Genomic DNA, 23353 nt, shown 5'->3' with positions numbered 1-23353 from the left:
GGATGACCAAGATCGAGATCGTGGCGCGCACGGTCGACGCCGACGCGGTGCGCCGCCAGATCGTCGCGGCGGGAGCGACCGGCTACACGAGCCTGCCCGCGGTGACCGGTCTCGGCCACCACGGCGCTCACGAGGGTCGGCAGCTGTTCAACGATCGGGATGCGCTCACGCTCATCATCACGGTCGTGCCCGACGACAGGGCGGACGACCTCATCGAGGGTCTGCGCTCGCTGCTCGATCTCACCGCGGGCGTCATGTTCGTCTCCGACACCTACGTGAGCCGACCGCACTACTTCCGCTAGAGGCCCGGCGCGGTCATCCGCAGCACGTCGAGCGCGCTGTCGAGCTGCTCGAGCGTGACCTCGCCGCGCTCGACGAAGCCGAGATCGATGACGGCCTCGCGCACGGTCATGCTCTCGAGGACGGCGTGCTTGGCGACCTTGGCTGCGGCCTCGTAGCCGATGACCCGGTTGAGCGGCGTCACGATCGAGGGCGAGCTCTCGGCGAGCGCGCGCGCCCGCTCGAGGTTCGCTTCGAGACCGGTCACCGTCTTGTCGGCGAGCACCCGCGTCGAGTTGGCGAGCAGGCGGATCGACTCGAGCAGCGAGGTGCCCATGACGGGGATCGCGACGTTGAGCTCGAAGGAGCCCGAGGCGCCCGCCCACGCGACGGTCGCGTCGTTGCCGATCACGCGCGCGCACACCATGAGCACTGCCTCGGGCACCACCGGGTTCACCTTGCCCGGCATGATCGACGATCCCGGCTGCAGATCAGGGATGCGCAGCTCTCCGAGGCCGGTGTTCGGGCCCGAGCCCATCCACCGCAGGTCGTTGCAGATCTTCGTGAGCGACACCGCGATGACGCGCAGAGCCCCGCTCGCCTCCACGAGGCCGTCCCTGGCGCCCTGCGCTTCGAAGTGATCGAGGGCCTCGGTGATCGGCAGCCCCGTGGAGCTCGCGAGCTCGGCGATGACCTTCTGCGAGAAGCCGAGCGGGGTGTTGATGCCCGTGCCCGTCGCCGTGCCGCCGAGCGGCACCTCCGCCACGCGCTCGATCGTCGAGCGCACGCGCGCGACTCCGAGGCGCACCTGGCGCGCATAGCCGGCGAACTCCTGCCCGAGCGTGACCGGCGTCGCGTCCATGAGGTGGGTGCGACCGGCCTTGACGGCGGTCGACCACAGCTCGGCCTTCTGCTCGAGGGCGACGGCGAGGTGCTCGAGCGCGGGGATGAGCTCGTGCAGCAGCGCGCTCGTCACGGCGACGTGCACCGAGGTGGGGAAGACGTCGTTGGACGACTGCGAGGCGTTCACGTGGTCGTTGGGGTGCACGTCCGTGCCCGCGATGCGCGTGGCGAGGGTCGCGAGCACCTCGTTCATGTTCATGTTCGAGCTTGTGCCCGATCCCGTCTGGTAGGTGTCGACCGGGAAGTGGTCGTGATGCTGCCCCTCGATGATCTGCTCGGCGGCGGCGGCGATGGCCTGCGCGAGCGGAGCATCCAGAATTCCGAGTTCGGCGTTCACGAGAGCGGCGGCGCGCTTGATCTGCGCGAGGGCGACGATCTGCCCCGACTCGAGCCCCGAGCCGGAGATGGGGAAGTTCTCGACGGCGCGCTGGGTCTGGGCCCGGTAGAGCGCGTCGCGCGGCACGCGCACCTCGCCCATGGTGTCGTGCTCGATGCGGTAGTCGTCTGTCTCGGTCACGTCGGTGTGCGTCTTTCTGTGCGTGGCGGTCGGGTGTCTGGTCGGCTGGTCGAGGGTGAGGATGCCCGGCTGTCAGCTCGGCGTGCGTCGAGTTCGGTCAGACCTGGCCGACGACGACATCGGGCTCGACGCGACCCTCGCGCAGCTTGTAGTTCGCGCCGACGATGGCCAGCGTACCGGCGGCGACCTCCTCGCTGATGAGCTCGCTCGCCGAGAGCAGCGCTCCGACGGTGTCGCGCAGGTGCTGGCGGCCGACCTCGAGGGCATCGAGCTGGTCGACCGCGCTCGCTCCCGCACTGATGCGCACGCGCTGAACGGCGGGGAGTATCTGGTTGACGATGCCGCGAATGTGCACGGGCAACGGCTCGGCGCCGGGTTGGGCGGAATCCATCGCGGCCCGCACGGCCCCGCACTCGTCGTGCCCGAGCACGAGGATGAGCGGCACGCGCAGCACCGCCACGGCGTATTCGAGAGAGCCCACGACGCTGTCGCTGATGACCTGGCCGGCGTTGCGCACGACGAAGAGGTCGCCGAGCCCCTTGTCGAAGATGATCTCGGCGGCGAGCCGAGAGTCTGAGCACCCGAACAAGGCAGCGCCCGGGGCCTGCGAGCCGGCGAGCTCGGTGCGCCGGTCGACGTCCTGTCGGGGATGGAGCGGTTCGCCCGCGATGAAGCGCGCGTTGCCGCGCTCCATCTCGTGCCACACCTGGGCGGGAGTGCGTCGGGTTGCGGTCATGCGGTCACCTCGCGTTGATGGTTCGATGCCGCGACTACGGAGCGGTCTCGTCCTCGTCGTCGTTTCCTGCGGGGAGGTCGGCGGCGATCGCGGTCGCGAGGATCGCGAACTCGTCCTCCGACGCGGTGCCGTAGAGCACGATCGTGCTCTCGGCAGCCTCGGTCACGAGGGCGTACTGGCGGCTGCCGACGGCGTCGACCCCACGTCGATCGTAGAGGCTCCATTCGACGCCGGCGATCTCCACGGGCACTCCGCCCGACGCGCCCCGCAGCAGGTCGTCGAGCCAGGTCGGGTTCGTGTCGAAGCCCTGCACGAGCGCGATGAACGCGTCGGTGTCGGTGAGGAAGCCGATGTACCACTCGCGCACGCCGCCGCTCGCGGTGAGGTCGGCGCGGTTGGCCGTCCAGGTCGGGGGGACGATCGGCGCCTGCACGTCCGTGCCGAGCGAGAGGGAGGCATCGGCCGCGGTCGACTGATAGTCGACGGGCGGCGGAGTGGGGGTCTGCCGCACCACGACGACGACGAGGAACAGCACGATGCCGAGCGAGGCGACGAGGGAGAGCACGAGGTTCTTCGTCGACTGGTTCGCGCGACGCCGACGTCGCGATTCGGCCACGCGCGCCGCGGTCTCCTCCGGCGTCTCGGGCCGACCGAGCTCGGCGACGACCCGGCCCTCTCCCGCGGGCGTCACGCGGTGCTGCCGTCGTCGCTGGCGGCTGCACGCGCCGCATCGAGTCGCGCCTTGGCGCCGAGCAGCCATTCCTCGCATCGCCGTGCGAGCGCCTCGCCGCGCTCCCACAGGGCGATCGACCGCTCGAGCGTCGCGCCGCCTTGCTCAAGCTCGGAGACGACGCGTACGAGCTCGTCGCGCGCCTGCTCGTAGCTCAGGCCGCTGACCTCCGCCTGCTCGGGTGCAGAGGGCTCGGAGGCGGGGGAGTCGGTCACGTCAGTCATGCTAGGTCTGCTTTCCTTCGCTCGGGGTGGGAGTGCGCGGTGCCGTGTCGTTCGGCGAGGGCTCAGTGCCCGTCACGGTCGCGGTCAGTCGGCCCGCGGCGAGGGTCACGTGCAGCGCGTCGTCGAGCGACGCCCGCGCCGCGTCGCTGACCACGCGCCCGGCGTCGTCCTGCACGATCGCGTAGCCGCGATCGAGCGTCCGCTGCGGGGAGAGCGCCCGCAGCTGACGGCGCCGCTCGTCGAGGGCCTCGAGCGAGCTGTCGAGGCGGCGCGTCGTCAGCTCCGCCCCGCGTGCGACGAGGCGCGTGAGCTCCTCGGCCCGCGTGTCGATGATCCACGTCGCACTCGCGAGCGCCGGGCGGGAGCGGAACTGCGCCACGCGCTCGATCTCGGCCGTGAGCATCGAGGTGAGCCGGGTGATGAGCCGTGAGCGCGCCTGCTGCACGGTCGCGAGCTGCTCGCCGACATCGGGCACGACGCGCTTCGCGGCATCGGTGGGCGTCGAGGCGCGAAGGTCGGCGACGTCGTCCAGGAGCGGGCGGTCGTTCTCATGCCCGATCGCGCTCACGAGGGGCGTCGCGCAGTCGGCGGCGGCGCGCACCACGGCCTCGTCGCTGAAGGGCAGCAGGTTCTGGAAGTCGCCTCCGCCGCGGGCGACGATGATGACGTCGACCTCGGGGTCGGCATCGAGCGCGCGGATGCCCGCCACGAGCTCGCCGACCGCCCGGTCGCCCTGCACGGCAGAGTAGTGCACGCGGAACGAGACCGACGGCCAGCGCAATTGCGCGTTCCGCAGCACGTCCTTCTCCGCATCGCTGTCGCGCGCCGTGACGAGGCCGATGCGCTGCGGCAGGAAGGGCAGAGGCTTCTTGCGCTCGGGGGCGAAGAGCCCCTCGGCCGCGAGCTGGCGCCGCAGCTGCTCGAGTCGCTCGAGAAGGTCGCCCAGGCCGACACGCCGCATCTCGAACACCTGCATCGTCAGGGTGCCGCCCTTGACCCACCAGTTCGCCTTGACGAGTGCGATGACACGATCGCCCTGGCCGAGACCCTCCGGCAGCTTCCCGCGCACGGAGGACCAGATGGTGAAGGAGACGGTCGCCTCGGCCGTGAGGTCTTTGAGCTTGCCGTAGACGTTGCCGCCCGAGACCCCCCACTGGGTGATCTCGCCCTCGACCCAGACCGTGCCGAGGCGGTCGATGTACCCCTTGAGCTTGGAGGAGAGCTGCCCGACCGGCCATGGCGCGTCGGCGGCGCTCGCCGCCGGATCGGGCGCGGCTCCCGGGCGGCGGGGAGCCTCGGGGGCATCGGTCACGCCCCCAGGGTAGCCGCGGGCGCCGACACACGGGCACGGAGTCCACCTTCAGGGGCCCGCGCCTAGACTGGGCCCCGTGAGCACCATCACTAACGGAGCCCCCGTCAGCACACCGATCGTTCCCGAGCGGCGCGCGCGGTTGACCGACGAACCCGTCGCGGGCAGCAAGCGGGTACTGCTCGCCGCGCCGCGAGGGTACTGCGCCGGCGTCGACCGGGCGGTCATCGCCGTCGAGAAGGCCATCGAGCAGTACGGCGCACCCGTGTACGTGCGCAAGCAGATCGTGCACAACATCCACGTCGTGACCGAGCTCGAGAAGCGCGGTGCGATCTTCGTCGACGAGGTCGAGGAGGTGCCGCCCGGCTCGCACATCGTCTTCTCCGCGCACGGAGTCAGCCCTGCCGTCGTCCAAGGTGCTGCCGATCGCGGTCTCGCCGCGATCGACGCGACGTGCCCGCTTGTGACCAAGGTGCACCGCGAGGCAGTGCGCTTCTCGAAGCAGGACTACCGCATTCTGCTCATCGGTCATGCCGGCCACGAAGAGGTCGAGGGCACGATGGGTCACGCGCCCGAGCGCACGATCCTCATCGGCAGCCCGGAGGAGGCCGACACCGTCGAGGTGCCCGATGCCGACGAGCTCATCTGGCTCTCGCAGACCACACTGAGCGTCGACGAGACGATGGAGACCGTCCGGCGGCTCCGCGAGCGGTTCCCGCACCTTCAGGACCCTCCGAGCGACGACATCTGCTACGCGACGCAGAACCGGCAGGTCGCGATCAAGAAGGTTGCGCCCGAGTGCGATCTCGTCATCGTCGTCGGGTCGGCGAACAGCTCCAACAGCGTGCGCCTCGTGGAGGTGGCGCTCGAGTACGGCGCGCGGGCGGCGTACCGCGTCGACTACGCGAGCGAGATTCGGCAGGAGTGGCTCGACGGTGTCGCGACGGTCGGCGTCACGTCGGGGGCGAGCGTTCCCGAGGTGCTCGTGCAGCAGGTGCTCGCCGACCTCTCCGACGCCGGCTACGGCGAGGTGGAGGAGATCACGACGGCCGAGGAGGATCTGCTGTTCTCGCTGCCGAAGGAGCTACGGGTCGACAAGTCGGGCAAGCGCGACGACCGCGCGCTCGGCGGGCGCACGCGGGCCTGACGGGCGAGCACCATGACCGCCGCCGATGCGACCGCTTCGGCGCTGCGACTGCCTCCCCCTCGCGAGGTGACGGCGAGCGCTCTCGTGCGAGGGCTCGCCACCGCCCAGCGCCTCATCGGGCCCGCGAGCATCCTCCTGGCCGGGGGAATCCTGTTCGAGGTCGGCGCTCGACGCGGCGACGTCGCGAGCGTCGCCCCGCTGGCGGCGCTTCTCACCCTCATGCTCGTGAGCTCCCTAGCGCTCGCGTGGCGGCCCACGGTGCTGCTCGCCGCGGCGCAGCTCGCGCTCGGCACCGTCGCCGGAACGGCGTATGCGGCAGTCGCGATGCTCACGCTGTCGAAGGGCGAGTCTCAGAGCGCCTACCTCATCGAGGCGATCGCGACCGCCCTCATCTTCGTCGGTGCGATCCGACCGCGCGCGTCGGACGGCATCCTGTGGGTCTCAGGTGCGTGGCTCGCGGGCAGCGTCTCTCTCGCCGCGGGGGCCGCGCTCGTCGGTGAGACCTATGTGCTCTCCTGGGATCGCGTCACCGACGCAGGCATCATCTGCGGGGCGTACGCGATGGTCGCCATCGGATGGCGTCGGCGACGGGAGCGCCTTCCCGAGCTGCCCGAGCTGACGCAGTCCTCCCGCAGCGGCGAGGATCAGCGCGTGCGGGAGCGCGCCGCGACAGCGGTCGTGCACGACACGGCGCTCGCCGCGCTCACGCTCGTCGCGCGCAGCACGCCCGAGCTCGACGCGCGGCTGCGGCAGCGCATCCGCCGTGATCTTCGCATCGTCGCGACCGCGACGGTGTCTCCGCGCGGCACGTCGCCGGCGCGGGATCCTCGGGGCACGAGCCTCGGTGCGCGCCTGCTCGCCATCGTCGACGACGTGCGCTGGAGGGGCATGCGCGTGGACGTCGCGGGCGCCGATGCCGCCCTCGGGTATCCGGGGGACGACGCGGCCGAGGCGATCCTGGGGGCGACCGCGGCCGCCCTCGACAACGTCGTCGCGCACTCGGGCACGAGCCACGCGGACGTCACGCTCGGCTCTGCCGAGGGGCTGCTCACCGTCATGGTCGTCGACGGGGGCCGGGGGTTCGACCCCGCGACCGTGCCGGCGGACCGCCTCGGGCTTCGGGAGTCGGTGGTCGGCCGCGTCGAGCGCGTGGGCGGCTCGGCGCGCGTCTGGTCGGGGGCGACGGGCACGACCGTGCTGCTGTCAGTTCCCGCCGCGCCGGTCGCGACGGGCGATGAGGTCGAGCGATGAAACGGTGGTGGCGCTTCTCGGCGATCGACGTCGACACGCTCAGCTGGCTCACGTCGTCCCTCGTGACGATCTGGGTGTCGATCGTCGTCGCGCTACACGGCATCGTCTCGATCACCGCGGGCGGGCAGGCCGGCGGCTCGTTCGCGACGCAGGTGCTCGCCCTCGTCCTCCTCGTGGCGGCCGGTGTCCTGATCCATGTCGGGTCTCGCCCTTACCGGGGGCGGCTCGGTGCGGCGCTGTCGATCTCCGTCTTCGTGCTGACGGGTCTCGGCGTGCTCGTCTCAGCTGCGGGCCTGCGCGGCGAGGCCGTCGTGCCAGAACTGTGGTGGGCGTCGCTCGCCGCCGCGCTCATCGCCATGTCTCTCGCCCCGTTCGTGCCCGGCCGCGTGTTCGTGCCCGGCATGATCGGCGTCGCGGTGTGCACCGTCCTCGGTGCGCTGAGCGCAACCGGGGGAGAGGGCGTGCGTTTGCCCGTGGCGGCCGCTCTGACCGCGTCTTCGCCCGTGCTGTTCGCGATCATCGGAGGATCGGTGCTCACGGGCGTCATGATCGCCGATGTCGAGCGCTGGCGCGGCCTCGTGGGGGACGCGCGCGTGAAGGATGCGCAGGAGGAGCCGGTGCTCGCGATCCTCGAGCGGGTCACGGCCGGCGCATGGTCGCAGCGCATGCAGCCGTTCCTGCAGTCGATCGCGGCTACCGAGGAGGTGAGCGATCGCGATCGCCGGCGTGCCGCGGCGCTCGCCGACGAGCTGCGGCGAGCGCTCGTCGATCAGGACGCCCAGTCGTGGTTGAGCGCGATCGTGGCCGAGTGGCCCGTGCATGTCGACGACCCGCACCGCCTGGCCGACACGATCACGGTCGACCAGCGCAGTGCCATCACCGCGCTCATCACCGGCCTGTTCTCCGACCCCGAGGCGGGGGTCTTCGGGGCCCGTCTTCGTCTGGCGGCCGCCGGGGATGACGCGGTTGCGGTGGCGGTCACGGTGTCGCTCGATCTTCCGGAGGGACGGCGCACGACCGTCCTCGCCCCCTACTATCTGAGCGTGAAGTCCGTCGTGAGGCGCATCGAGTGGCGCAACGGAGAGTCGCTCGTCGTGAGCTTCGACGTCGACGCGGAGGGGCAGCGGTAGATCGATGGCCGTCTTCGAAACACCCAGGCCGGTGGCGGCGGCGGCCATCGTGCACGGTCTCGCAGCGGCCCAGCGCCTCATCGTCGTGCTCGGCCTTCTGTTCGGTGCCCTCACGATCGCCGATCTGCTCGCCGCTCGGAGCCATGGCGAGTACACGACGCTCGTCATCGCGCCCGTCCTCGCGGTCTCCCTGCTGGCCCTCGTGCTGCTGTGGCGCCCCACCCTGTTCACGGCGTCGCTCTTCCTGGCCGGCGGGGCGGTGAGTTCCGTCGCGGTCATCACCCTCGGCCTCACGGTGGACCCCGGTTTCGCCGAGCCGGGGCCGTTCGCGCTCAACCGCACCGCGACCGCACTCGTCCTCGTGGGTGCCCTGCACGGCAGCGCCGTGAGCGGCATGGTGTGGAGCACGGCGGGGCTCATCGTCGCCTACGGCAGCCTCGCCGTCGGGCTCGCCGCTGGCGGGGGCGCTGCAGAGCCCGGGTGGGGGCCGCTCTTGATCTTCATCGTCTCGTTCCTCGCCTACGGCATCCTCGCGCTCGCCCAGCGCCGCGCCCGGCTCGCGACACCGGCACTCGAGAATGCGCTCGCCTCGCTCGAGCGCGCCGAGCGGCAGCGAGCACTCGAACTGCGCTCGGCGGCGGTCGTGCACGACACCGTGCTCGCGGACCTCGCGGTGGTCGCCGCATCGACCGGCCCGCTCAGCGACCGAGCTCGCGAGCGGTTCGTCGCAGATCTCGACCTGATCCGGTCGTCGAGCGTGCGCGAGCCGTCCGGCACGCGGCCGGTGTCGACCGAGTTCGGCGCTGCCCTTCTCGAGCTCGCGCACGACTTCCAGTGGACGGGAGTGCGCGTGGAGGTGAGCGGGGCGGAGATGCTCGCGCGCCCCGTGGAGGCTCGGGTCGCTGATGCCCTGCTCGCCGCTGCCCGCGCCGCTCTCGACAACGTGGCGCGCCATTCGGGGGCCGAGCGCGCCGATCTGGTGGTCGGCGAGCGTTCGGGCGTCGTCTCCCTCCTCGTCGTCGACGACGGTCGCGGCTTCGACCCCGATGCGGTGCCCGCTGATCGCCTGGGCTTGACCACGGCGATCAGGGGTCGTGTGGAGAACGTAGGCGGCTCGGTGCGCATCTGGGCGGGCGAAGACGGCACGACGGTCATGCTGACCGCGCCGATGCGAGAGGATGCCCGCTGAGCGGCCGCACGGCGATCCCGAGGCCGCACCGCACCCCCTGGGATGCTGACCCGCTGAGCTGGCTCGCCGTTCCGAACCTTCCTCTCGGGGCCATCGGCGTGACCGTCGTCTACGGCGCGCTCGCCCTGGTGTTCGGGGGTCAGGACGGCACGGCTCTTCTGCTGCAGGGCTTCGCGCTGCTGCTCGCGACGTTCGGGCTGCTGTGGGTGTTCGTCTCGACCCGACCGCGGCGGGGCCCTCTCACCGGGCTGCGTGCGACGGTCGCCGTCGTTCTCGTCAGCGCAGGCGTGCTGATCTCCGCCGCCGCGCACCGCGGCAACGACGCGATCGTGCTCGAGTTGTGGTGGGCGCCACTCGTCTGCACCCTGCTGCTTCTCGCCATGGCGCCGTACTGCGACCCCCCGTGCGTAGTGCTCTCAGGGTGCGCGCTGCTGCTCGCCTGCCTCGGTGCGGCCGCGGTGCTCGACGTGGGTGCGTCAAGCGCGTGGCCCCCGCTCGCGGCGGCGAGCATCATCGTGTCGCCGGTCGTCTTCGGCACTGCGGGCGCTCTGGCGTTCATCGTGACCGTGACGCGGCGGCTCAGCCGTTGGTCGGAGCGCCCGTGGTCGGAGGGGCCTGCCGCCACTCTCGACGCGGGGAGCGACCCCGACAGCACCGAGCTGCTCATCGCGCAGGTCGACGAGCAGACGACCGCGCAGCTGTCGGAGGCGCTCGCCCTGCTGGCCGACATCGTCGAGCGCGGTCAGATCGACGGCCGCGACCAGGAGAGGGCGGCCGAGGTGGCGGCCCGGCTGAGGGAGGAGCTGCTGGCGGCGGCGAACGACAGCTGGCTGGAGCGCATGGCTCGCGGCAGGCCGTTGAGCGTGCGCGACCCCGACCGCCTCGCCGACCGACTCGGTGTGCCGCAGCGCACGGCTCTGCGCGCCATGCTGGATGCCCTGCTCGATGACCCCGCCTCCGGATTCGTCTCCGCACGCATCGAGCTGAGGTCGCCCGCGGAGGGCACCATCGCGGTCGCGCTCAGAATTTTCACCACGCTTGCCGAGGGGCGGCGCGTGACGTTCCTCGAGCCCTACTACGTGAGCCTGCAGTCGACGGTCACGGGCATCCGTTGGCGCAACGGATCCTCGATCGCGCTCGACTTCATGACCGCGCCGGACCCGCGGTCACCGAATCTGCCGCTCGCGCAGCGTCATGCTCAGCTGCCGGAGTGACCCGCTGAGCCCAGCTGACGGGTGGCGTCGACGACGCGCGCGGCCATCGCACTCTCGGCCGCCTTGCCCCACGCCCGCGGGTCGTAGACCTTCTTGTTGCCCATCTCGCCGTCGACCTTGAGGAACCCGTCGTAGTTCTTGAGCACGCTGTCGGCGACCGAGCGGCTGAAGGCGTACTGAGTGTCGGTGTCGATGTTCATCTTGATGACGCCGTTGGCGACCGCGGTGGCGATCTCCTCATCGGTCGAGCCCGAGCCGCCGTGGAAGACGAGGTCGAGAGGCAGAGCATCCGTGCCGTACTTCGCCTGGATGCCGTCCTGGATCTCCTTGAGCAGCTCGGGGCGCAGCTTGACGTTGCCCGGCTTGTAGACGCCGTGCACGTTGCCGAAGGTGAGAGCGGCCATGTAGCGGCCGTGCTCGCCGAGCCCGAGAGCCTCGACCGCCGCGGTGACGTCGCCGAGAGTCGTGTACAAGGCGTCGTTCGAGCCCTCGTGCTGCACGCCGTCCTCCTCGCCGCCGACGACGCCGATCTCGACCTCGAGAATGGCGTTGATGGCCTTCATGCGGGGCAGGAGGTCTTTCGCGATCTCGAGATTCTCGGTGAGAGGCACCGCCGAGCCGTCCCACATGTGCGACTGGAAGATCGGGTTGCGGCCGGCCTTCACCTCGGCCTCGCTCGCCTCGATGAGCGGCATGACGAACCCGGGCAGGGCATCCTTCGGGCAGTGATCGGTGTGGAGGGCCACGGTGACCGGGTAGTTCTTGGCGACCTCGGTGGCGAAGGCGGCGAAGGCGAGCGCTCCCGACGCGCGGGCCTTGACGCTCTGGCCGGCGAAGTAGTCGGCGCCTCCGGTCGTGACCTGGATGATGCCGTCGGAGCCGGCGTCGCTCAGGCCCTGCAGCACGGCGTTGATCGTCGACGACGACGAGACGTTGATCGCGGGGTAGGCGAAGCCGCCCTTCTTGGCCTTGTCGAGCATCTCGGCGTACTGGTCCGGCGTGGCGATGGGCATGAGACTCCTCGGTACTGGGGGTGTCGTGGTTTCGCGTCGAGTCTAGCCACGGGCGTGCCCGCTGCCACCGGCTGATCGCCCCGACGGGTGTTCAGGCTCGACGCTAGGCTGGTCGCGCGCTGCACTGCCACCCGGCGCGTCCTCATCTTCTCGACGCATCGCCGACCCACGGAAAGGACGCCATCGTGGTGACCACTGAGACCGGAACGCTGTTCCTCCACCCCGACCGCAACCTCGCGATGGAACTCGTGCGCGCCACCGAGGCGGCCGCGATCCGCTCGGCACCGTTCATCGGCAAGGGCGACAAGCTCGCCGCCGATGGAGCGGCTGTCGACGCCATGCGCAAGTTCCTCGGCACCGTCAACTTCTCGGGGCTCGTCGTCATCGGCGAGGGCGAGAAGGACAACGCCCCCATGCTGTTCAACGGCGAGGAGGTCGGCAACGGGCAGGGCCCCGCGTGCGACATTGCCGTCGACCCGATCGACGGCACGTCCCTCACGGCCGCGGGCCGCGGGCACGCCATCTCGATGATCGCCGTGGCGGATCGCGGGTCGATGCTCGACGCCTCGAGCGTGTTCTACATGGACAAGATCGTCGCGGGCCACGAGGGCATCGGCGTCCTCGATATCCGCCAGTCGGTCGAGGAGAACATTCGGGCCCTCGCCGCGGCGAAGAAGAAGCGTGTCGACGACATGCGCATCGCGGTTCTCGACCGCCCGCGGCACGCGCAACTCATCGAGGAGATTCGCGCGACCGGTGCGGGCACGCGCATCATTCTCGACGGCGACGTGGCCGGCGGCATCAACGCTGCGCGCCACGACTCGCGCATCGACATGTGCATCGGCACCGGGGGCAGCCCCGAAGGTGTCGCGACCGCATGCGCCGTCAAGGCGCTCGGCGGCTTCATTCAGGGCAGGCTCGCGCCGGGCAGCGATGACGAGCGCGAGAAGGGCGAGGCCGCGGGTCTTCTCTTCGACCACGTCTACGAGGCGAACGACCTCGTGCGCAGCGACAACACCTTCTTCGTCGCGACGGGCGTGACCGACGGCGAACTCGTGCGCGGCGTGCGCCGCGAGGGCGAGATCATCACGACCGAGTCGATCGTGCTGCGCTCGCGCTCGGGCACCGTGCGCCGCGTCATCGCCGACCACCTCGTCGCGAAGTGGCTGGACTCCTGACGACTCGCCGAACGCGCTACAGCAGGTTCGGGATCTTCTGCTCCTCGGCGAGGTTCGCGCGGCGGAAGTAGAACGTCACGACCGTCGACACGATGACGATGAAGAGCGAGTAGAGCGCCGGCACGATGAGGATGAGCCCGATGTCGGGGCTGCCCGCGAAGGTCAGCAGCACGATCGCGATCGCGAGCGGGCCGTTCTGGATGCCCGTCTCGAGCCCGATCGTGCGAGCGTTCATCGGGTGCATGCGGATCGCCCGCGCGATGGCGTAGGCGATCGCGATGCCGAACAGCCCGAGACCGATCGCCACGAGGTAGGTCTGCCACGGCGTGGAGGTGAGCAGCGCCCAGTTGCGCGGCACCCACGTGGCCATGAGGAACACGATGAAGAAGAGGCCGAAGAAGCCGCCCAGCAGCTCCATGACGGCGCCGATGTTCGCGCTGTAGCGGCGCAGGATCATGCCGGCGACGACGGGGATGAGCAACGTCGCGAGCGTCACGACGATGTTGAGGATGGGAATCTGCAGCTCAGAGTCCGCGTCGAAGACGAGCGAGCCGTAGAACGCGAGCACGAGGGGGGTCATCAGGATCGCCCACAGGGTCGAGTTGGTCGTCATGATGACGCTGAGTGCGAGGTTGCCCTTCGAGAAGTACGTGAAGATGTTCGACGTCGTCCCGGCCGGCACGCAGCCCATGAGCAGAGCACCGAGGGCGACGGGAGCGGCGTACTCGCGCGGCAGCTGGAAGAGCACGGCGATCACCAGCAGGTAGGCGAGCAGTGGCATGATGCCGAACTGCGTGACGAACCCGATGATGAGACCCCACGGCCGGCGCAGGGCGGAGCGGAAGTCCCGCGGTGTGAGGCCGGCGCCAAGGCCGAACATGATGACGAAGACGAGGCCGACGAGCAAGACCTGCTCGAACTCGGTGACGACGGTCTGGGTCAGAACGATGAGCGAGCCGCCGGTCATGACAGCTCCCTTCCCTGGGTCTCGATACTCGCGGTCGCGGAGGTGACGCCGATGGCACGCAGCTCGCGGCGCAGGATCTTGCCGATGGGGCTCTTGGGCAGCTCCTCGACGAAACGCACCGACTTCGGCACCTTGTAGGCGGCGAGAGCCTCGCGGCAGTGCGCGATCACCTCGGCCTCGGTGGGCGGGTTCTCGGTGGCGACGATGTAGGCGCGCACGGACTCGCCGGTCTTCTCATCGGGCATCCCGATGACACCGACTTCGAGCACTCCCGGCATCGCGGCGATGCGCTCCTCGACCTCGTTCGGGTACACGTTGAAGCCGCTCACGAGAACCATGTCCTTCTTGCGGTCGACGATCGTGAAGTAGCCGTCCTCGTCCATCTGAGCAATGTCGCCGGTGCGGAACCAGCCGTCGAGCATCGCATTCGCGGTGTCGTCCGGTCGATTCCAGTAGCCGCTGGTCACCTGCGGCCCTCGGGCGATGAGCTCCCCGTCCTCGCCGACGTCCTCGCCGACGCCGTCCTCGCCGACGCATCGAATGTCGGTCGACGGCACGGGAATGCCGATGGTGCCATCCTTGCCCACCCCACCGAGCGGGTTGAACGTGAGGGCCGGAGACGTCTCCGTGAGCCCGTAGCCCTCCACGATGGGAGTACCGGTGACGCCGCGCCACCGCTCGGAGACCGACTCGTGCAGAGCCATTCCGCCCGCCGCCGAGGCGACGAGGTGTTTCGGCGGGTTCTCGGAGAACCACCGCTCGTTGAGGAGGGCGTTGAACAGTGTGTTCACGCCCGTCGTCCACGTGATCTTGTAGTTCTCGAATGCCCGCTTGAGGTTGCTGGGCGGCCGCGGGGACGGGATGAGGATGTTGCGTGCGCCCTCGTGGAAGAAGCCGATGAGATTCACCGTGAAGGCGAAGATGTGGTACATCGGCAGGGCCGTGAGCACGACCTCCTTGCCGGGGCGGATGTGCGTGCTGAGCAGCTGCATCATCTGCAGCGTGTTGGCGACGAGGTTGCCGTGGCTGAGCATCGCGCCCTTCGCGACGCCCGTCGTACCGCCGCCGGTGTACTGCAGGGCGGCGAGCGAGTCGGCGTCGAGATGCGCCACATAGCTCTCCGCCTTGCCGAGCCGCTCGCGGCCTGACGCGAGAGCCGCTTGCAGCCCCGTGTGCTCGACGGTGATGGCCGGCAGGGAGCGGTTCCACCACTTCTGCACGAGACGGATGACGCCCGCGATGACGGGCGGGAAGAACTCGCCGATGCGCACGGTGACGACGGTCTCGACGTCGGTCGGCGCGACCACTTCCGGCAACCGGTCAGCGAACATGTCGATGATCACGAGCGCCTTCGCACCGGAGTCGGAGAACTGGTGGATCATCTCGCTCGCGGTGTAGAGCGGATTCGTGTTCACGAGCACGCAGCCGGCCTTGAGGATGCCGAAGGCGACGACCGGGTAGCTCAGGCAGTTCGGCATCTGCACCGCGACGCGGTCGCCCGCCTTCAGGCCCACATCCTCGCGCAGGTATGAGGCGAAGGCGTCGGAGAGCGCCTCGACCTGCGCGTAGGTGAGCGAGCCGTTCATGCCATTGGGCATGCACTGCGTGAACGCGACGGTATCGGCATACTCTGCGGCCGCATTCGCGATGAGCTCCGGCAGAGTACGGAACGGCGGGGGCACGAGCTCGTGCTCGACATCGGCCGGGACTGCTGAAGGTTCTGGTGACTCGTCTTCTCCGGCACCCACGAAGCACTGGGCTTCACGTCAATGTCCTCCGGGCCTAGCTCAGGCGGGATCACCGCCTCGAGCGCGGCCAGGTTGCGCACCAGTGTCGGGTCGTCGGCGAGCTTTTTCCGCAACAACCGCGGGCGAGCGCGCACGTCGCCCGATAGGTATTCGGCGACCGGCACCAGCTGTCCGTGTTTCGCCGGGTCAGGGAACGTGAACGGGGTCGCCAGGGCGACCGCGGCCGCTTCGTCGACGCCGAGCAGTTCCGCCACCAGGGGTACGCTGACGCGCCCTTCACGGTCCATGCTGACCGCGACGGCATCTTCCGGTGAGTCCACACGGGTCACCTCGTCGACGTAGCCGATGACACGTTTGGTGAAGATGTCCGCCTTGCGGGCGCGCCCGGAGTCTTCGTCGAAGATCTCCAACGCCGCCACGACTGCGAAGTGCGGGTCGCGGCGAAACTCCAGCAGCGCCCGTGGATATTTCCGCCTGACGATCTCTTCGCCGTCGTCGTCGAACTGCCCCGTGCCGCGCGTCTCGACCCGGTTGATGGGGCCATGCGCGCGCACGTAGTCGTCGTAGGAAGTGTTCAGCGTTGCCCGCAGCTCAGCCAGCAGGTCGCCGTCGTGGGAAGACCGTGACTCTGCTTCCAGCACCGTCACCGCCGCATCGCGCAGGCCGATCAGTTTCCGCAGCTCACCTGAGACCGCTGCCGGCAGGCGCACTTCGACGCGACCGTTGATGCCTTGGGCGACGATCTGCCCCATCGCGTCAACCAGCAGACTTCCGACCACACCGCCGGGTTTCTGCGCGATGCGCGCCGGCGGCCTGTCAGTGACGATCTGGCCTTCGGCGGCCCACCCACGGCCCGCCCTGCGCGCACGGGTGGCGACGTCGATCGCCGCCGCACGGAACGCAGCGGCGATCGCGTCATGGCCACCGTCAGGCGGCGGCACGGTCGGCTCGAATCCGAACCGTCCCTGACGGGAGGCGAGTGTGCCAACAACCTGTGCTGGGTTCGCATAGATGTAGTCGCTCACGCGGACGGTGTTTCCGTCGATCAGCCGGTCAGAGGAGGTCAGCCGGTCGGTGCGGGACTGCGTATTCTGCCCCCGGCAGGTGCCGACGGAACATCACCAGGTCTGTGACCGCATCGGTGCCGGCGACGTCATCGTGAGCGCCGGCAGGCAACCGCACGGCGCCGAGGAACTCCCCGAGCTCCGCCATCCGCTGACGGGCCGCGTCGTCTTTCGAGTCCAGCGTGAACCGGCTGGTGAGCACCGCGACGATTCCGCCGGGCTTGGTCATGGCCAACGACTTCACGATGAAGTGGTTGTGCATGGACAGCTTCTCGGTGTTGTACGCCGGGTCGTACAGGGTCGCGTTGGAGAACGGCACGTTGCCGACCACTGCGTCGAACCCATCGCCGGTCAGTTGCGTGTCGGCGAACGACTCGATGCGGATCTGCGCTTGCGGATAGACCAACTGGCTGATGCGGGCCGTCGTCGGGTCCACCTCAACGCCCACCATGTGCACGCCGGCAGGGGCGGTGCCGATGAAGTTGCCCGAGCCGCTTCCAGGCTCCAGCACCTCACCGGTGGTGACGCCGCTCTCAGCGAGCGCTTCCCAGATGCCGTGGGCGAAGTCGCGGGAGGTGTAGTGGGCGTTCAACACCGTGCGGCGTGCTGCCGCCCACTCCCCGTCGGTCCACAGTGCCTTTAGCTGTGCGCGCTCGTCGGCGTAGCGCGCGTCGTCCTCGTCGAACAGGTCCGGGGTGGCACCCCTCCCCGGCCAGCAAGCTAGGAGACGCCGCTCTTCTTCGGTCGGCGCTCGAGACTCAAGAACCAGCTGCTGGAGCACACGTCCTGCAGATACTCCCAACTGAACGCGCGCTCGTCCTCGCACAGTCGGAGCATCCGCCACAGCACGCGCAACTGCATCGGATTCATCGGCCAGGAAAGCCCCTGCGCTTTCGCCACCGGCTCCATCACCTTCGAAAGCGCCACCACCACCTCCGGCGCCCTCCGCAGCGACTGCTCCTGCTCCTTCGACATCCAGAACAGCGTCAGCGACCGGTACTCGCTGGACCACGCCAGCTCGTCCATCTGCTCCGAGTCCTCCACGTACTCCAGCAGCTCCAGAGCTATCGGGCTCGGCATGATCGGCGCGTTCCTCGCGTGCCGATACAGCAGCTGGAAAGCCTCCAGCGCGGTTGGCCTGGCGGTCAGAAAGTAGTTGCGCTCCGCTTTCGTGGTCCAGTACCCAAGTTCGGAGTATTCCGCTGTCTGCTCCGCGTAGGCGATCTTGTTCGCCACCATCCGGTCGTTCGTGAACAACCCCATCCGCTTCAGATACAGGTCGTCGGCCGACACCGTTCGACGGTTCAGGTCGATCTCCACCTGCCGCACCAGCTGCGGGTCCGGACTGAACTGATCGCTCATCGACATTCCTCTCCTCATCGCCGGCAGATGCCGGCGCGCCGTCGTCCGGGATTGGGTCTTCGAGCCCCCACAGGTCGAAAGACAACTGCATGTCACCGACATTCGAACCGCGCCTGCGAGCCATCGAAGCACTCCTCCACGTAGATGTGGAGGCTCACGACGTGTGAGCCTCCGTCTATAGGGAGAGGGTCGATAGTGCGCAGTGATCATGACATGACGAGCGGTCGCCTGAGACCATTGAGCTAGCCCGAATCACGATCGTTGCCAAAGGCATGTCCGGGTTCGGCTAGCGAATACGCGACCGGACCCGCACAACCGGTCGCAACGCACGGCTCGACCGCTCGCGCATGGCACCAATCCAGAGGCCAGCGCCATAGGCGAGGTCGTCCAAGCGTCGGGCGATCGCGAAGGAGGCCAGCCCCATGCCGGTGGCGGTGCGCCGATGCTCGTACACGGCATCGGCGACCGCAGCCACGACCACCGCCCGCCCCAGTCTGCGCGACACGAGCGAGCCGACCGCAGCGACGGGCCACCAGTGGCGCGTGAGCAGTTCAGCGGTCTGCGCCGTCGCGGCGAGCGCCCCCAGGCCCGTGAGCCGCACGGCGATGCGCGCGCGATCGGGGGTCGGGCGCAAGCGTGAGCCGATGCGCACTGCTGCCACTGCAGCCGCGCCGGCCGCGATCGGCAGCGACCAGCGTCGTTGAGCCAGCAGCGCGCCGACGAAAACGAGGGTCCACGGCGTGAAGACCGCGGGCGCGACGGTGTCGCCGTGGCGGGCCGCGAGGTCGTCTGCGCCCGTGCCGTAGAACGCCTTTCGTCCGAGCCAGTCGAGCACGGTGCGGCGATGCTCGTGCCGAGCTTCGACCGCGGGCTCGTATCGCACGCGCCACCCGTTCTTGACGAGCCGCCACACGAGATCGACGTCTTCCGCGACTCGCATACCGGGGGAAAATCCCGCGCCGATGACTTCGGTGCGCGCCACGAGACAGGCGGCGGGCAGCCACGACACTCGCGCGCCCGGGCGCACGTTGGCGGGCTCGGCGCCGAGGTCGAGCGACGATCGCGCTGCCTCGTAGCGCGTAATCCAGTTCGGGCCGGATTCGGGCTCGAGACCCACGATACGCGGTGCCACGAGGCCCACTCGCGGGTCGGCGAAGTGTCGTAGCAGGCGTGGAACCGTGTCGGCGTCGATGACCATGTCGCTGTCGATGAAGGCGACGAATGGCGTTGTCACAGCAGCTAGCCCCGCGTTTCGGGCGCTGGCAGGCCCGAGGTTCTCCGGCAAGGCGATCAGATTCGCACCGAAGCGATCGGCTACGTCGCGCACGGCCTTCGGATTCCGTGAGCAGTCGTCCACTACTATCACGGGAATGCCGCTCGGGATACTGGCGAGCAGCCGCGCGACCGCTTCGGGCCGATCGTGCACAGGCACCACAACCGTCACTGCCTCAGCCTGCTTGGGCAGCTCAGCGACCACCGGGTCGGCGATGCCGGCGTCGAGCAGTCGCTCGGCAAGCGCCGCGGTCGTGGGTGAGGTGACCACGAGGCGACCGCCCGTCAGCATCGCCCGCGCGAGTGCTGTCACGTAGAGCACTCGTGTCGGCACACCGCCGACAAGGGTGGCGCCGCCGTCAGCGACATGCGTGCGCCTGTTGAGGCGCACCGTGAAGCCGTTGGGCAGCTTCACGATCGAGCCTGCAGCTCGCCGTGTGCTCCCACTCGATCGAGCCCGATGCGCACGACCACCTCGTTCACTATCTGTGCGAGTAGTGTCTCGCCCTCGGCCGCGGTCGCAGCACGCGGGTCGCCGAGCACGCCGTTCGGCGTGACCTCGCGCAGTCGGCCCTCACGCAGGTGCGGCAGCAGGTCGCTGATCGGCTCAGTCGCACCCACCACGTTGTCGAACGCGCCGACGCGAGCTGGATCGAGGTGCAGCATGAGCGAAGTCTCGGTGAGGCCTGCGTGCGCGTCGCCGTTCGGTGCCCCCAGCCCGAGCCACGCGACTTCATGGCCCTCGGCGCGCAGGGTCGGCACGACCTCCCACAGCACGGGCGCATTGCCGCCGTGCCCCGCGATGAGCACCACCCGTGCCGCCCACGTGCGCGCCGAGCGCACGAGCTCGACGAGCAGCAGGCGCAGGGCATCCTGCCCGATCGAAAGCGTGCCCGCGAACCCCTGGTGCTCGCCACTCGACCCGTAGGCGAGCGCGGGCGCGACGACAGCGCCGAGCCGTTCTGCCGCCTCTCGCGCGACCGCCGCGGCGATGTCGGTATCGACCGAGAACGGCAGGTGCGGTCCGTGCTGTTCGGTCGAGCCGAGCGGCACGAGCAGTAGCGGCTCCATCGGCACCGACGGCCAGGCCGCCTCATCGAGTCGCGTCACGACGCCACCGTATCGGGCGGCTGCGACGGCTCAGCGCTCTCGTTCGAAATCGTCGGGCACGTAGATGTCGTCGCGCTCGAGTTCGCTCAACGCGCCGCGGCCGAGGCCGAGCACGGCCGAGTCGATGCCGCCGCGCATGATGTCGAGCACGTTCTCGACGCCGGCCTGCCCGTTGGCCGCGAGGCCCCAGAGGTAGGCGCGCCCAATCATGACGGCCTTCGCCCCGAGCGCCACAGCTTTCACGACGTCGCCGCCGCGCCGAACGCCGCCGTCGAGCACGACCTCGACCTGGTCGCCGACAGCGTCGACAATGCCCGGCAGCATGCGGATCGGCGCCGGAATCGTGTCGAGGTTGTTGCCGCCGTGGTTCGAGACCGAGATGGTCGTCGCACCGATGTCGATGGCCCGCTTGGCGTCGTCGACGCGGCCGATGCCCTTGAGCATGAAGGGGCCGCCCCACTGCTCGCGCAACCATTGCACGTCGTCCCACGTCGGAGGCGGGGTCGACATCCACTCGCCGTACGCCCCGAAGAACGTGGGAGGCTCGCCGCCTGCTCGGGGCTTGAGGTTCGGCGCCTTGAGATCGGGAATCTTGAAGGTCTTCGCGAACGACCACAACCACGGGATGCGCGGCAGCGCGTGCGGGGCGAAGTTCATGGCGGCGCCGAGCGTGAGTCGCTCCGGAATCTGCGGACTGCCCCAGTCACGACCGTTCGAGAACGACCAGTCGAGCGTTGCGATGAGGCCCTTGGCGCCGGCCGCCTTGGCCCGCTCGATGCGGTGGATCATCTCGTCGCGCTCGCCGCTCCAGTAGACCTGGAAGAGAGTGTTGGCGTTCGCCGCGACGACGTCTTCGACCGGCTTCGACGCGAACGAGCTCAAGCCCATGATCGTTCCGCGGTTGGCCGCAGCGCGTGCCACCGCGACCTCGCCCTCGGGGTGCACCGCCTGCACGCCGGTCGGCGAGATGATGACGGGCAGAGAGATGTCGATGCCCATGACCGAGGTCGACAGGTCGCGCACCGCGTGATGATCGGCAATGCGAGCGGCGAACCCCAGCTCGCTGTACGCCGCAATGTTGTCGTCGAGAGAGACGCCTTTCTCCGAGCCGGCGATGAGGGCGGCATAGACGGGACCAGGCAGTCGCTTCTTGGCGCGACGTTGTGCTTCGGCGACGGTCTCGAACCAGGCGTTCCTACTCATCGTGATTTCTCCTTGCAGTCATCGTGGGTGTGATCAAGTCGTGAAGATGCGGGTCAGCGCGGTCGCGACATCGCGGTGGGTGAGCACGGTCTGCATCGCCCCTCGTCCGGCTCGGGTCAGTTCTCGGGCGAGCTCGAGGTCGTGCTCGCCGCTGAGATCCAACACCACATCGAGTCGCGGCAGCCGCGCTGCGATCGGGCGCGGGTCGGGCCCTGCGTTGTGCACGCAGTCGGAGAGCAGCAGCACCCGGGCGTCTTGCGCGGGCCGCTTGCGCAGCTCTTTCGCCGCGAGCTCGAGGGGGAATCCGACATTCGTCAGCCCTCGAGCAGGGATGCTCGTCAGCAAGTCGAGCAGCCGGTCGGAGCTCTGGTGCTGGCCAAAGGTCTGCAGCACGGCCGCGTCTGACCAGAATGCGATGAGCGCCAGGTCGTCGTTCGACAATTCTCCCGCAAGGGCGCCGACGATCGCGGCCGCGGTGCGGATGCGCTCGCCTTTCATCGATCCCGAGACATCGACGACGAGCACGAGTGCCCGGCGCGTGCGCACCCGCTCGCGCACGATGATGTCTTCGTCGTCGGGCACCGGCTTCTCGGCGAGCATCTCGATGGTCTTGTCGAGATCGATCTCGTCGCTGCCGCGCCGGTAGGGCACACTGGCGAACGCCCCCGACCCCCGCTGCGAGCGCGAGTCTTTCTTCGGTCGCGGAATCATGAGACGCGAGGCGATCTGCCGCGCGAGCGCTCGCACCGCGGGGTCGAGCGTGCCCGACGCCTCGATCGGCACGAGTTCGGCGACCTCGTCGGTGAAGCCTTCGGCCGAGCCGCCCGGGCGCTGCTTCGCGTGCCCCGGTCGGCTTCCCGGCCGCGAGCGGAACACCATGCCCGCCCCGCCCTGCCCCGGCTCGAATACCGTCGGCTTCTGGTCGAGCTGCTTCGGGGTGCGCGAGAGCGGCCGCGCAGCCGTCGTCGACCTCTGACCCGAGCGCTTGCGTTGGATGGGCGAATCGAGGTGCAGTTCTCTTCATCCCGGCTTGGCCATCGCCGGCTCGAGCACGAAACGGTCTTCCCAAATCTCGCGGAGCACAGCCTCGGGCGTGATGTCGACGGCCTCATCAATGTGGATGCGACCCGACAGCGCGACAACCATGGCGTCGTAGACGAGCTCGGTGTACCGCTCGTGGTCGGAGCTTGCGATCGAGCGCAGGCCCGCGAGCTGCTCGGCGACGGCGACCAGGTCGATCGCGCCGCGCACGCTCGAACCCTGTCTGATGTACGGATGCTCACGGGTTGCCCGGGTGACCGCGACCGCATCGCCCACGAGCCGGTCTGCGATCGCGGATGTCGGCTTCGCTCGCAATCGCACGATGCTCTCCTCCGCCGGAGCATCCTGATAGTCGACCGACAGTCGATTGAGACGGTCGGTGATCGACGACGACAGCTTTGTCGTACCGACGTTGTCGTAGGGGTTCATCGACGCGATGACCCGGAAGGTTGGCAGCGCCTCGATCATGCCGACGCGCGGTATCGCGAGGCGCCGATCGGCCATCGCCGTCAGCAGCGTGTTGAGGGTGTCGTCGGGGGCGCGGTTGAACTCCTCGATGTAGAGGAACCCGCCCGTCTGCATCGCCTCGGTAAGCGGGCCCGGCACGAAGTTGTCGGGCGAGTAGTCCTCGCGCAGCACGCGCGAAGGGTTGTGGTGCCCGACGAGCTTGGCTGGCGTCAGATCGGCGTTGCCCTCGACGAACATGAGCGGAATGCCCCATTCGTCGGTGATCGCCCGCAACATCGTCGTCTTGCTCGTGCCGGGG

23 protein-coding genes are annotated in these 23353 nt (G+C 69.3%); 7 read left to right on the top strand and 16 right to left on the bottom strand.

The window, feature by feature from the left end:
* The first annotated feature begins 2 nt into the window (after positions 1–2).
* Complete coding sequence (locus tag FK219_RS02275) at positions 3–302, top strand: P-II family nitrogen regulator (protein WP_235923696.1); 300 nt, start codon at positions 3–5, stop codon at positions 300–302.
* Here FK219_RS02275 and FK219_RS02270 read toward each other — a convergent pair.
* The 5 genes from FK219_RS02270 to xseA all read right to left on the bottom strand — a co-directional run bounded on the left by FK219_RS02270 (position 299) and on the right by xseA (position 4701).
* Positions 299–1699, bottom strand: a complete 1401-nt coding sequence (locus tag FK219_RS02270) for a class II fumarate hydratase (protein ID WP_152582089.1) — start codon at positions 1697–1699, stop codon at positions 299–301. The two genes, FK219_RS02275 and FK219_RS02270, sit on opposite strands and share 4 nt — an antisense overlap.
* Positions 1700–1796: 97 nt before the next feature.
* Positions 1797–2435 carry a carbonic anhydrase gene (locus FK219_RS02265; protein ID WP_152582088.1) on the bottom strand — a complete coding sequence of 213 codons (639 nt, stop codon included), beginning with the start codon at positions 2433–2435 and terminating at the stop codon, positions 1797–1799.
* Between the two features lie 34 nt (positions 2436–2469).
* A complete protein-coding gene (locus FK219_RS02260) occupies positions 2470–3126 on the bottom strand; it encodes a DUF4245 domain-containing protein (RefSeq protein WP_152582087.1) in 657 nt (218 codons plus the stop codon).
* The gene (locus FK219_RS02255; RefSeq protein ID WP_152582086.1) at positions 3123–3389 is read right to left on the bottom strand and encodes an exodeoxyribonuclease VII small subunit; all 267 of its coding nucleotides are present in this window, start codon (positions 3387–3389) and stop codon (positions 3123–3125) included. The genes FK219_RS02260 and FK219_RS02255 overlap by 4 nt, the downstream gene beginning before the upstream one ends.
* Before the next feature lies 1 nt (position 3390).
* Positions 3391–4701, bottom strand: a complete 1311-nt coding sequence (gene xseA, locus FK219_RS02250; RefSeq protein WP_152582085.1) for an exodeoxyribonuclease VII large subunit — start codon at positions 4699–4701, stop codon at positions 3391–3393.
* 76 nt (positions 4702–4777) lie between these two features.
* Here xseA and FK219_RS02245 point away from each other — a divergent pair, with 76 nt between their 5' ends.
* The 5 genes from FK219_RS02245 to FK219_RS02225 all read left to right on the top strand — a co-directional run bounded on the left by FK219_RS02245 (position 4778) and on the right by FK219_RS02225 (position 10629).
* Positions 4778–5845: a 4-hydroxy-3-methylbut-2-enyl diphosphate reductase gene (locus FK219_RS02245; protein WP_152582084.1), complete on the top strand. Its 1068-nt coding sequence runs from the start codon at positions 4778–4780 to the stop codon at positions 5843–5845.
* 12 nt (positions 5846–5857) lie between these two features.
* Positions 5858–7096, top strand: a complete 1239-nt coding sequence (locus tag FK219_RS02240) for a sensor histidine kinase (RefSeq protein WP_152582083.1) — start codon at positions 5858–5860, stop codon at positions 7094–7096.
* Positions 7093–8226, top strand: a complete 1134-nt coding sequence (locus FK219_RS02235; protein ID WP_152582082.1) for a hypothetical protein — start codon at positions 7093–7095, stop codon at positions 8224–8226. Before FK219_RS02240 ends, FK219_RS02235 begins: the two co-directional genes overlap by 4 nt.
* Positions 8227–8230: 4 nt before the next feature.
* Complete coding sequence (locus FK219_RS02230) at positions 8231–9415, top strand: sensor histidine kinase (RefSeq protein WP_152582081.1); 1185 nt, start codon at positions 8231–8233, stop codon at positions 9413–9415.
* Between the two features lie 98 nt (positions 9416–9513).
* Positions 9514–10629, top strand: coding sequence for a hypothetical protein (locus FK219_RS02225; protein ID WP_152582080.1), 1116 nt, complete (start codon positions 9514–9516; stop codon positions 10627–10629).
* On the opposite strand, the gene fbaA is transcribed toward FK219_RS02225, so the two are convergent.
* Entirely contained in the window at positions 10614–11642 is a 1029-nt protein-coding gene (fbaA, locus tag FK219_RS02220; protein ID WP_152582079.1) for a class II fructose-bisphosphate aldolase, read from the bottom strand. The two genes, FK219_RS02225 and fbaA, sit on opposite strands and share 16 nt — an antisense overlap.
* A gap of 239 nt (positions 11643–11881) precedes the next feature.
* Here fbaA and glpX point away from each other — a divergent pair, with 239 nt between their 5' ends.
* The gene (glpX, locus tag FK219_RS02215) at positions 11882–12820 is read left to right on the top strand and encodes a class II fructose-bisphosphatase (RefSeq protein ID WP_152582222.1); all 939 of its coding nucleotides are present in this window, start codon (positions 11882–11884) and stop codon (positions 12818–12820) included.
* Positions 12821–12836: 16 nt separating this feature from the next.
* Here glpX and FK219_RS02210 read toward each other — a convergent pair whose 3' ends face one another.
* From FK219_RS02210 to FK219_RS02170, 10 genes are all read right to left on the bottom strand, one after another.
* Positions 12837–13787, bottom strand: a complete 951-nt coding sequence (locus tag FK219_RS02210; RefSeq protein WP_152582078.1) for a bile acid:sodium symporter family protein — start codon at positions 13785–13787, stop codon at positions 12837–12839.
* On the bottom strand, positions 13784–15469 hold the full coding sequence (locus FK219_RS02205; RefSeq protein WP_210416751.1) for an AMP-binding protein: 1686 nt from the start codon (positions 15467–15469) through the stop codon (positions 13784–13786). Before FK219_RS02205 ends, FK219_RS02210 begins: the two co-directional genes overlap by 4 nt.
* A complete protein-coding gene (locus FK219_RS13345) occupies positions 15370–16560 on the bottom strand; it encodes a hypothetical protein (RefSeq protein WP_168212432.1) in 1191 nt (396 codons plus the stop codon). The genes FK219_RS02205 and FK219_RS13345 overlap by 100 nt, the downstream gene beginning before the upstream one ends.
* Positions 16561–16588: 28 nt before the next feature.
* Positions 16589–17380: a class I SAM-dependent methyltransferase gene (locus FK219_RS02200; protein WP_152582076.1), complete on the bottom strand. Its 792-nt coding sequence runs from the start codon at positions 17378–17380 to the stop codon at positions 16589–16591.
* On the bottom strand, positions 17320–17961 hold the full coding sequence (locus tag FK219_RS02195; protein ID WP_152582075.1) for a hypothetical protein: 642 nt from the start codon (positions 17959–17961) through the stop codon (positions 17320–17322). Before FK219_RS02195 ends, FK219_RS02200 begins: the two co-directional genes overlap by 61 nt.
* Positions 17962–18247: 286 nt before the next feature.
* Positions 18248–19648 (bottom strand): mycofactocin biosynthesis glycosyltransferase MftF, encoded by a 1401-nt coding sequence (mftF, locus tag FK219_RS02190; RefSeq protein ID WP_152582074.1) that lies wholly within the window; start codon positions 19646–19648, stop codon positions 18248–18250.
* A complete protein-coding gene (gene mftE / locus FK219_RS02185; protein ID WP_224744541.1) occupies positions 19645–20343 on the bottom strand; it encodes a mycofactocin biosynthesis peptidyl-dipeptidase MftE in 699 nt (232 codons plus the stop codon). Before mftE ends, mftF begins: the two co-directional genes overlap by 4 nt.
* A 30-nt stretch (positions 20344–20373) precedes the next feature.
* Positions 20374–21546: a pre-mycofactocin synthase MftD gene (mftD, locus tag FK219_RS02180; RefSeq protein WP_152582073.1), complete on the bottom strand. Its 1173-nt coding sequence runs from the start codon at positions 21544–21546 to the stop codon at positions 20374–20376.
* Between the two features lie 33 nt (positions 21547–21579).
* Complete coding sequence (locus FK219_RS02175) at positions 21580–22425, bottom strand: vWA domain-containing protein (RefSeq protein ID WP_152582072.1); 846 nt, start codon at positions 22423–22425, stop codon at positions 21580–21582.
* 141 nt (positions 22426–22566) lie between these two features.
* A partial coding sequence (locus FK219_RS02170; RefSeq protein ID WP_210416750.1) for an AAA family ATPase occupies positions 22567–23353 on the bottom strand: 787 nt, incomplete at its 5' end.

Origin of the sequence: Microcella pacifica (assembly GCF_009371975.2) — a bacterium.
GTDB lineage: Bacteria > Actinomycetota > Actinomycetes > Actinomycetales > Microbacteriaceae > Microcella > Microcella pacifica.
Note: the sequence above shows the minus strand (reverse complement) of the source record. Positions and strands in the feature narration are given on the sequence as shown.

What these genes read in the sequence shown, in the direction of transcription:
- mftD (WP_152582073.1), bottom strand. Translation starts at nt 21,546, where the DNA reads ATGAGTAGGAACGCCTGGTTCGAGACCGTCGCCGAAGCACAACGTCGC.
- FK219_RS02255 (WP_152582086.1), bottom strand. Translation starts at nt 3,389, where the DNA reads ATGACTGACGTGACCGACTCCCCCGCCTCCGAGCCCTCTGCACCCGAG.
- FK219_RS02195 (WP_152582075.1), bottom strand. Translation starts at nt 17,961, where the DNA reads ATGAGCGATCAGTTCAGTCCGGACCCGCAGCTGGTGCGGCAGGTGGAG.
- glpX (WP_152582222.1), top strand. Translation starts at nt 11,882, where the DNA reads ATGGAACTCGTGCGCGCCACCGAGGCGGCCGCGATCCGCTCGGCACCG.
- FK219_RS02210 (WP_152582078.1), bottom strand. Translation starts at nt 13,787, where the DNA reads ATGACCGGCGGCTCGCTCATCGTTCTGACCCAGACCGTCGTCACCGAG.
- FK219_RS02240 (WP_152582083.1), top strand. Translation starts at nt 5,858, where the DNA reads ATGACCGCCGCCGATGCGACCGCTTCGGCGCTGCGACTGCCTCCCCCT.
- fbaA (WP_152582079.1), bottom strand. Translation starts at nt 11,642, where the DNA reads ATGCCCATCGCCACGCCGGACCAGTACGCCGAGATGCTCGACAAGGCC.
- FK219_RS02230 (WP_152582081.1), top strand. Translation starts at nt 8,231, where the DNA reads ATGGCCGTCTTCGAAACACCCAGGCCGGTGGCGGCGGCGGCCATCGTG.
- FK219_RS02175 (WP_152582072.1), bottom strand. Translation starts at nt 22,425, where the DNA reads ATGGTGTTCCGCTCGCGGCCGGGAAGCCGACCGGGGCACGCGAAGCAG.
- FK219_RS02265 (WP_152582088.1), bottom strand. Translation starts at nt 2,435, where the DNA reads ATGACCGCAACCCGACGCACTCCCGCCCAGGTGTGGCACGAGATGGAG.
- FK219_RS02235 (WP_152582082.1), top strand. Translation starts at nt 7,093, where the DNA reads ATGAAACGGTGGTGGCGCTTCTCGGCGATCGACGTCGACACGCTCAGC.
- FK219_RS02275 (WP_235923696.1), top strand. Translation starts at nt 3, where the DNA reads ATGACCAAGATCGAGATCGTGGCGCGCACGGTCGACGCCGACGCGGTG.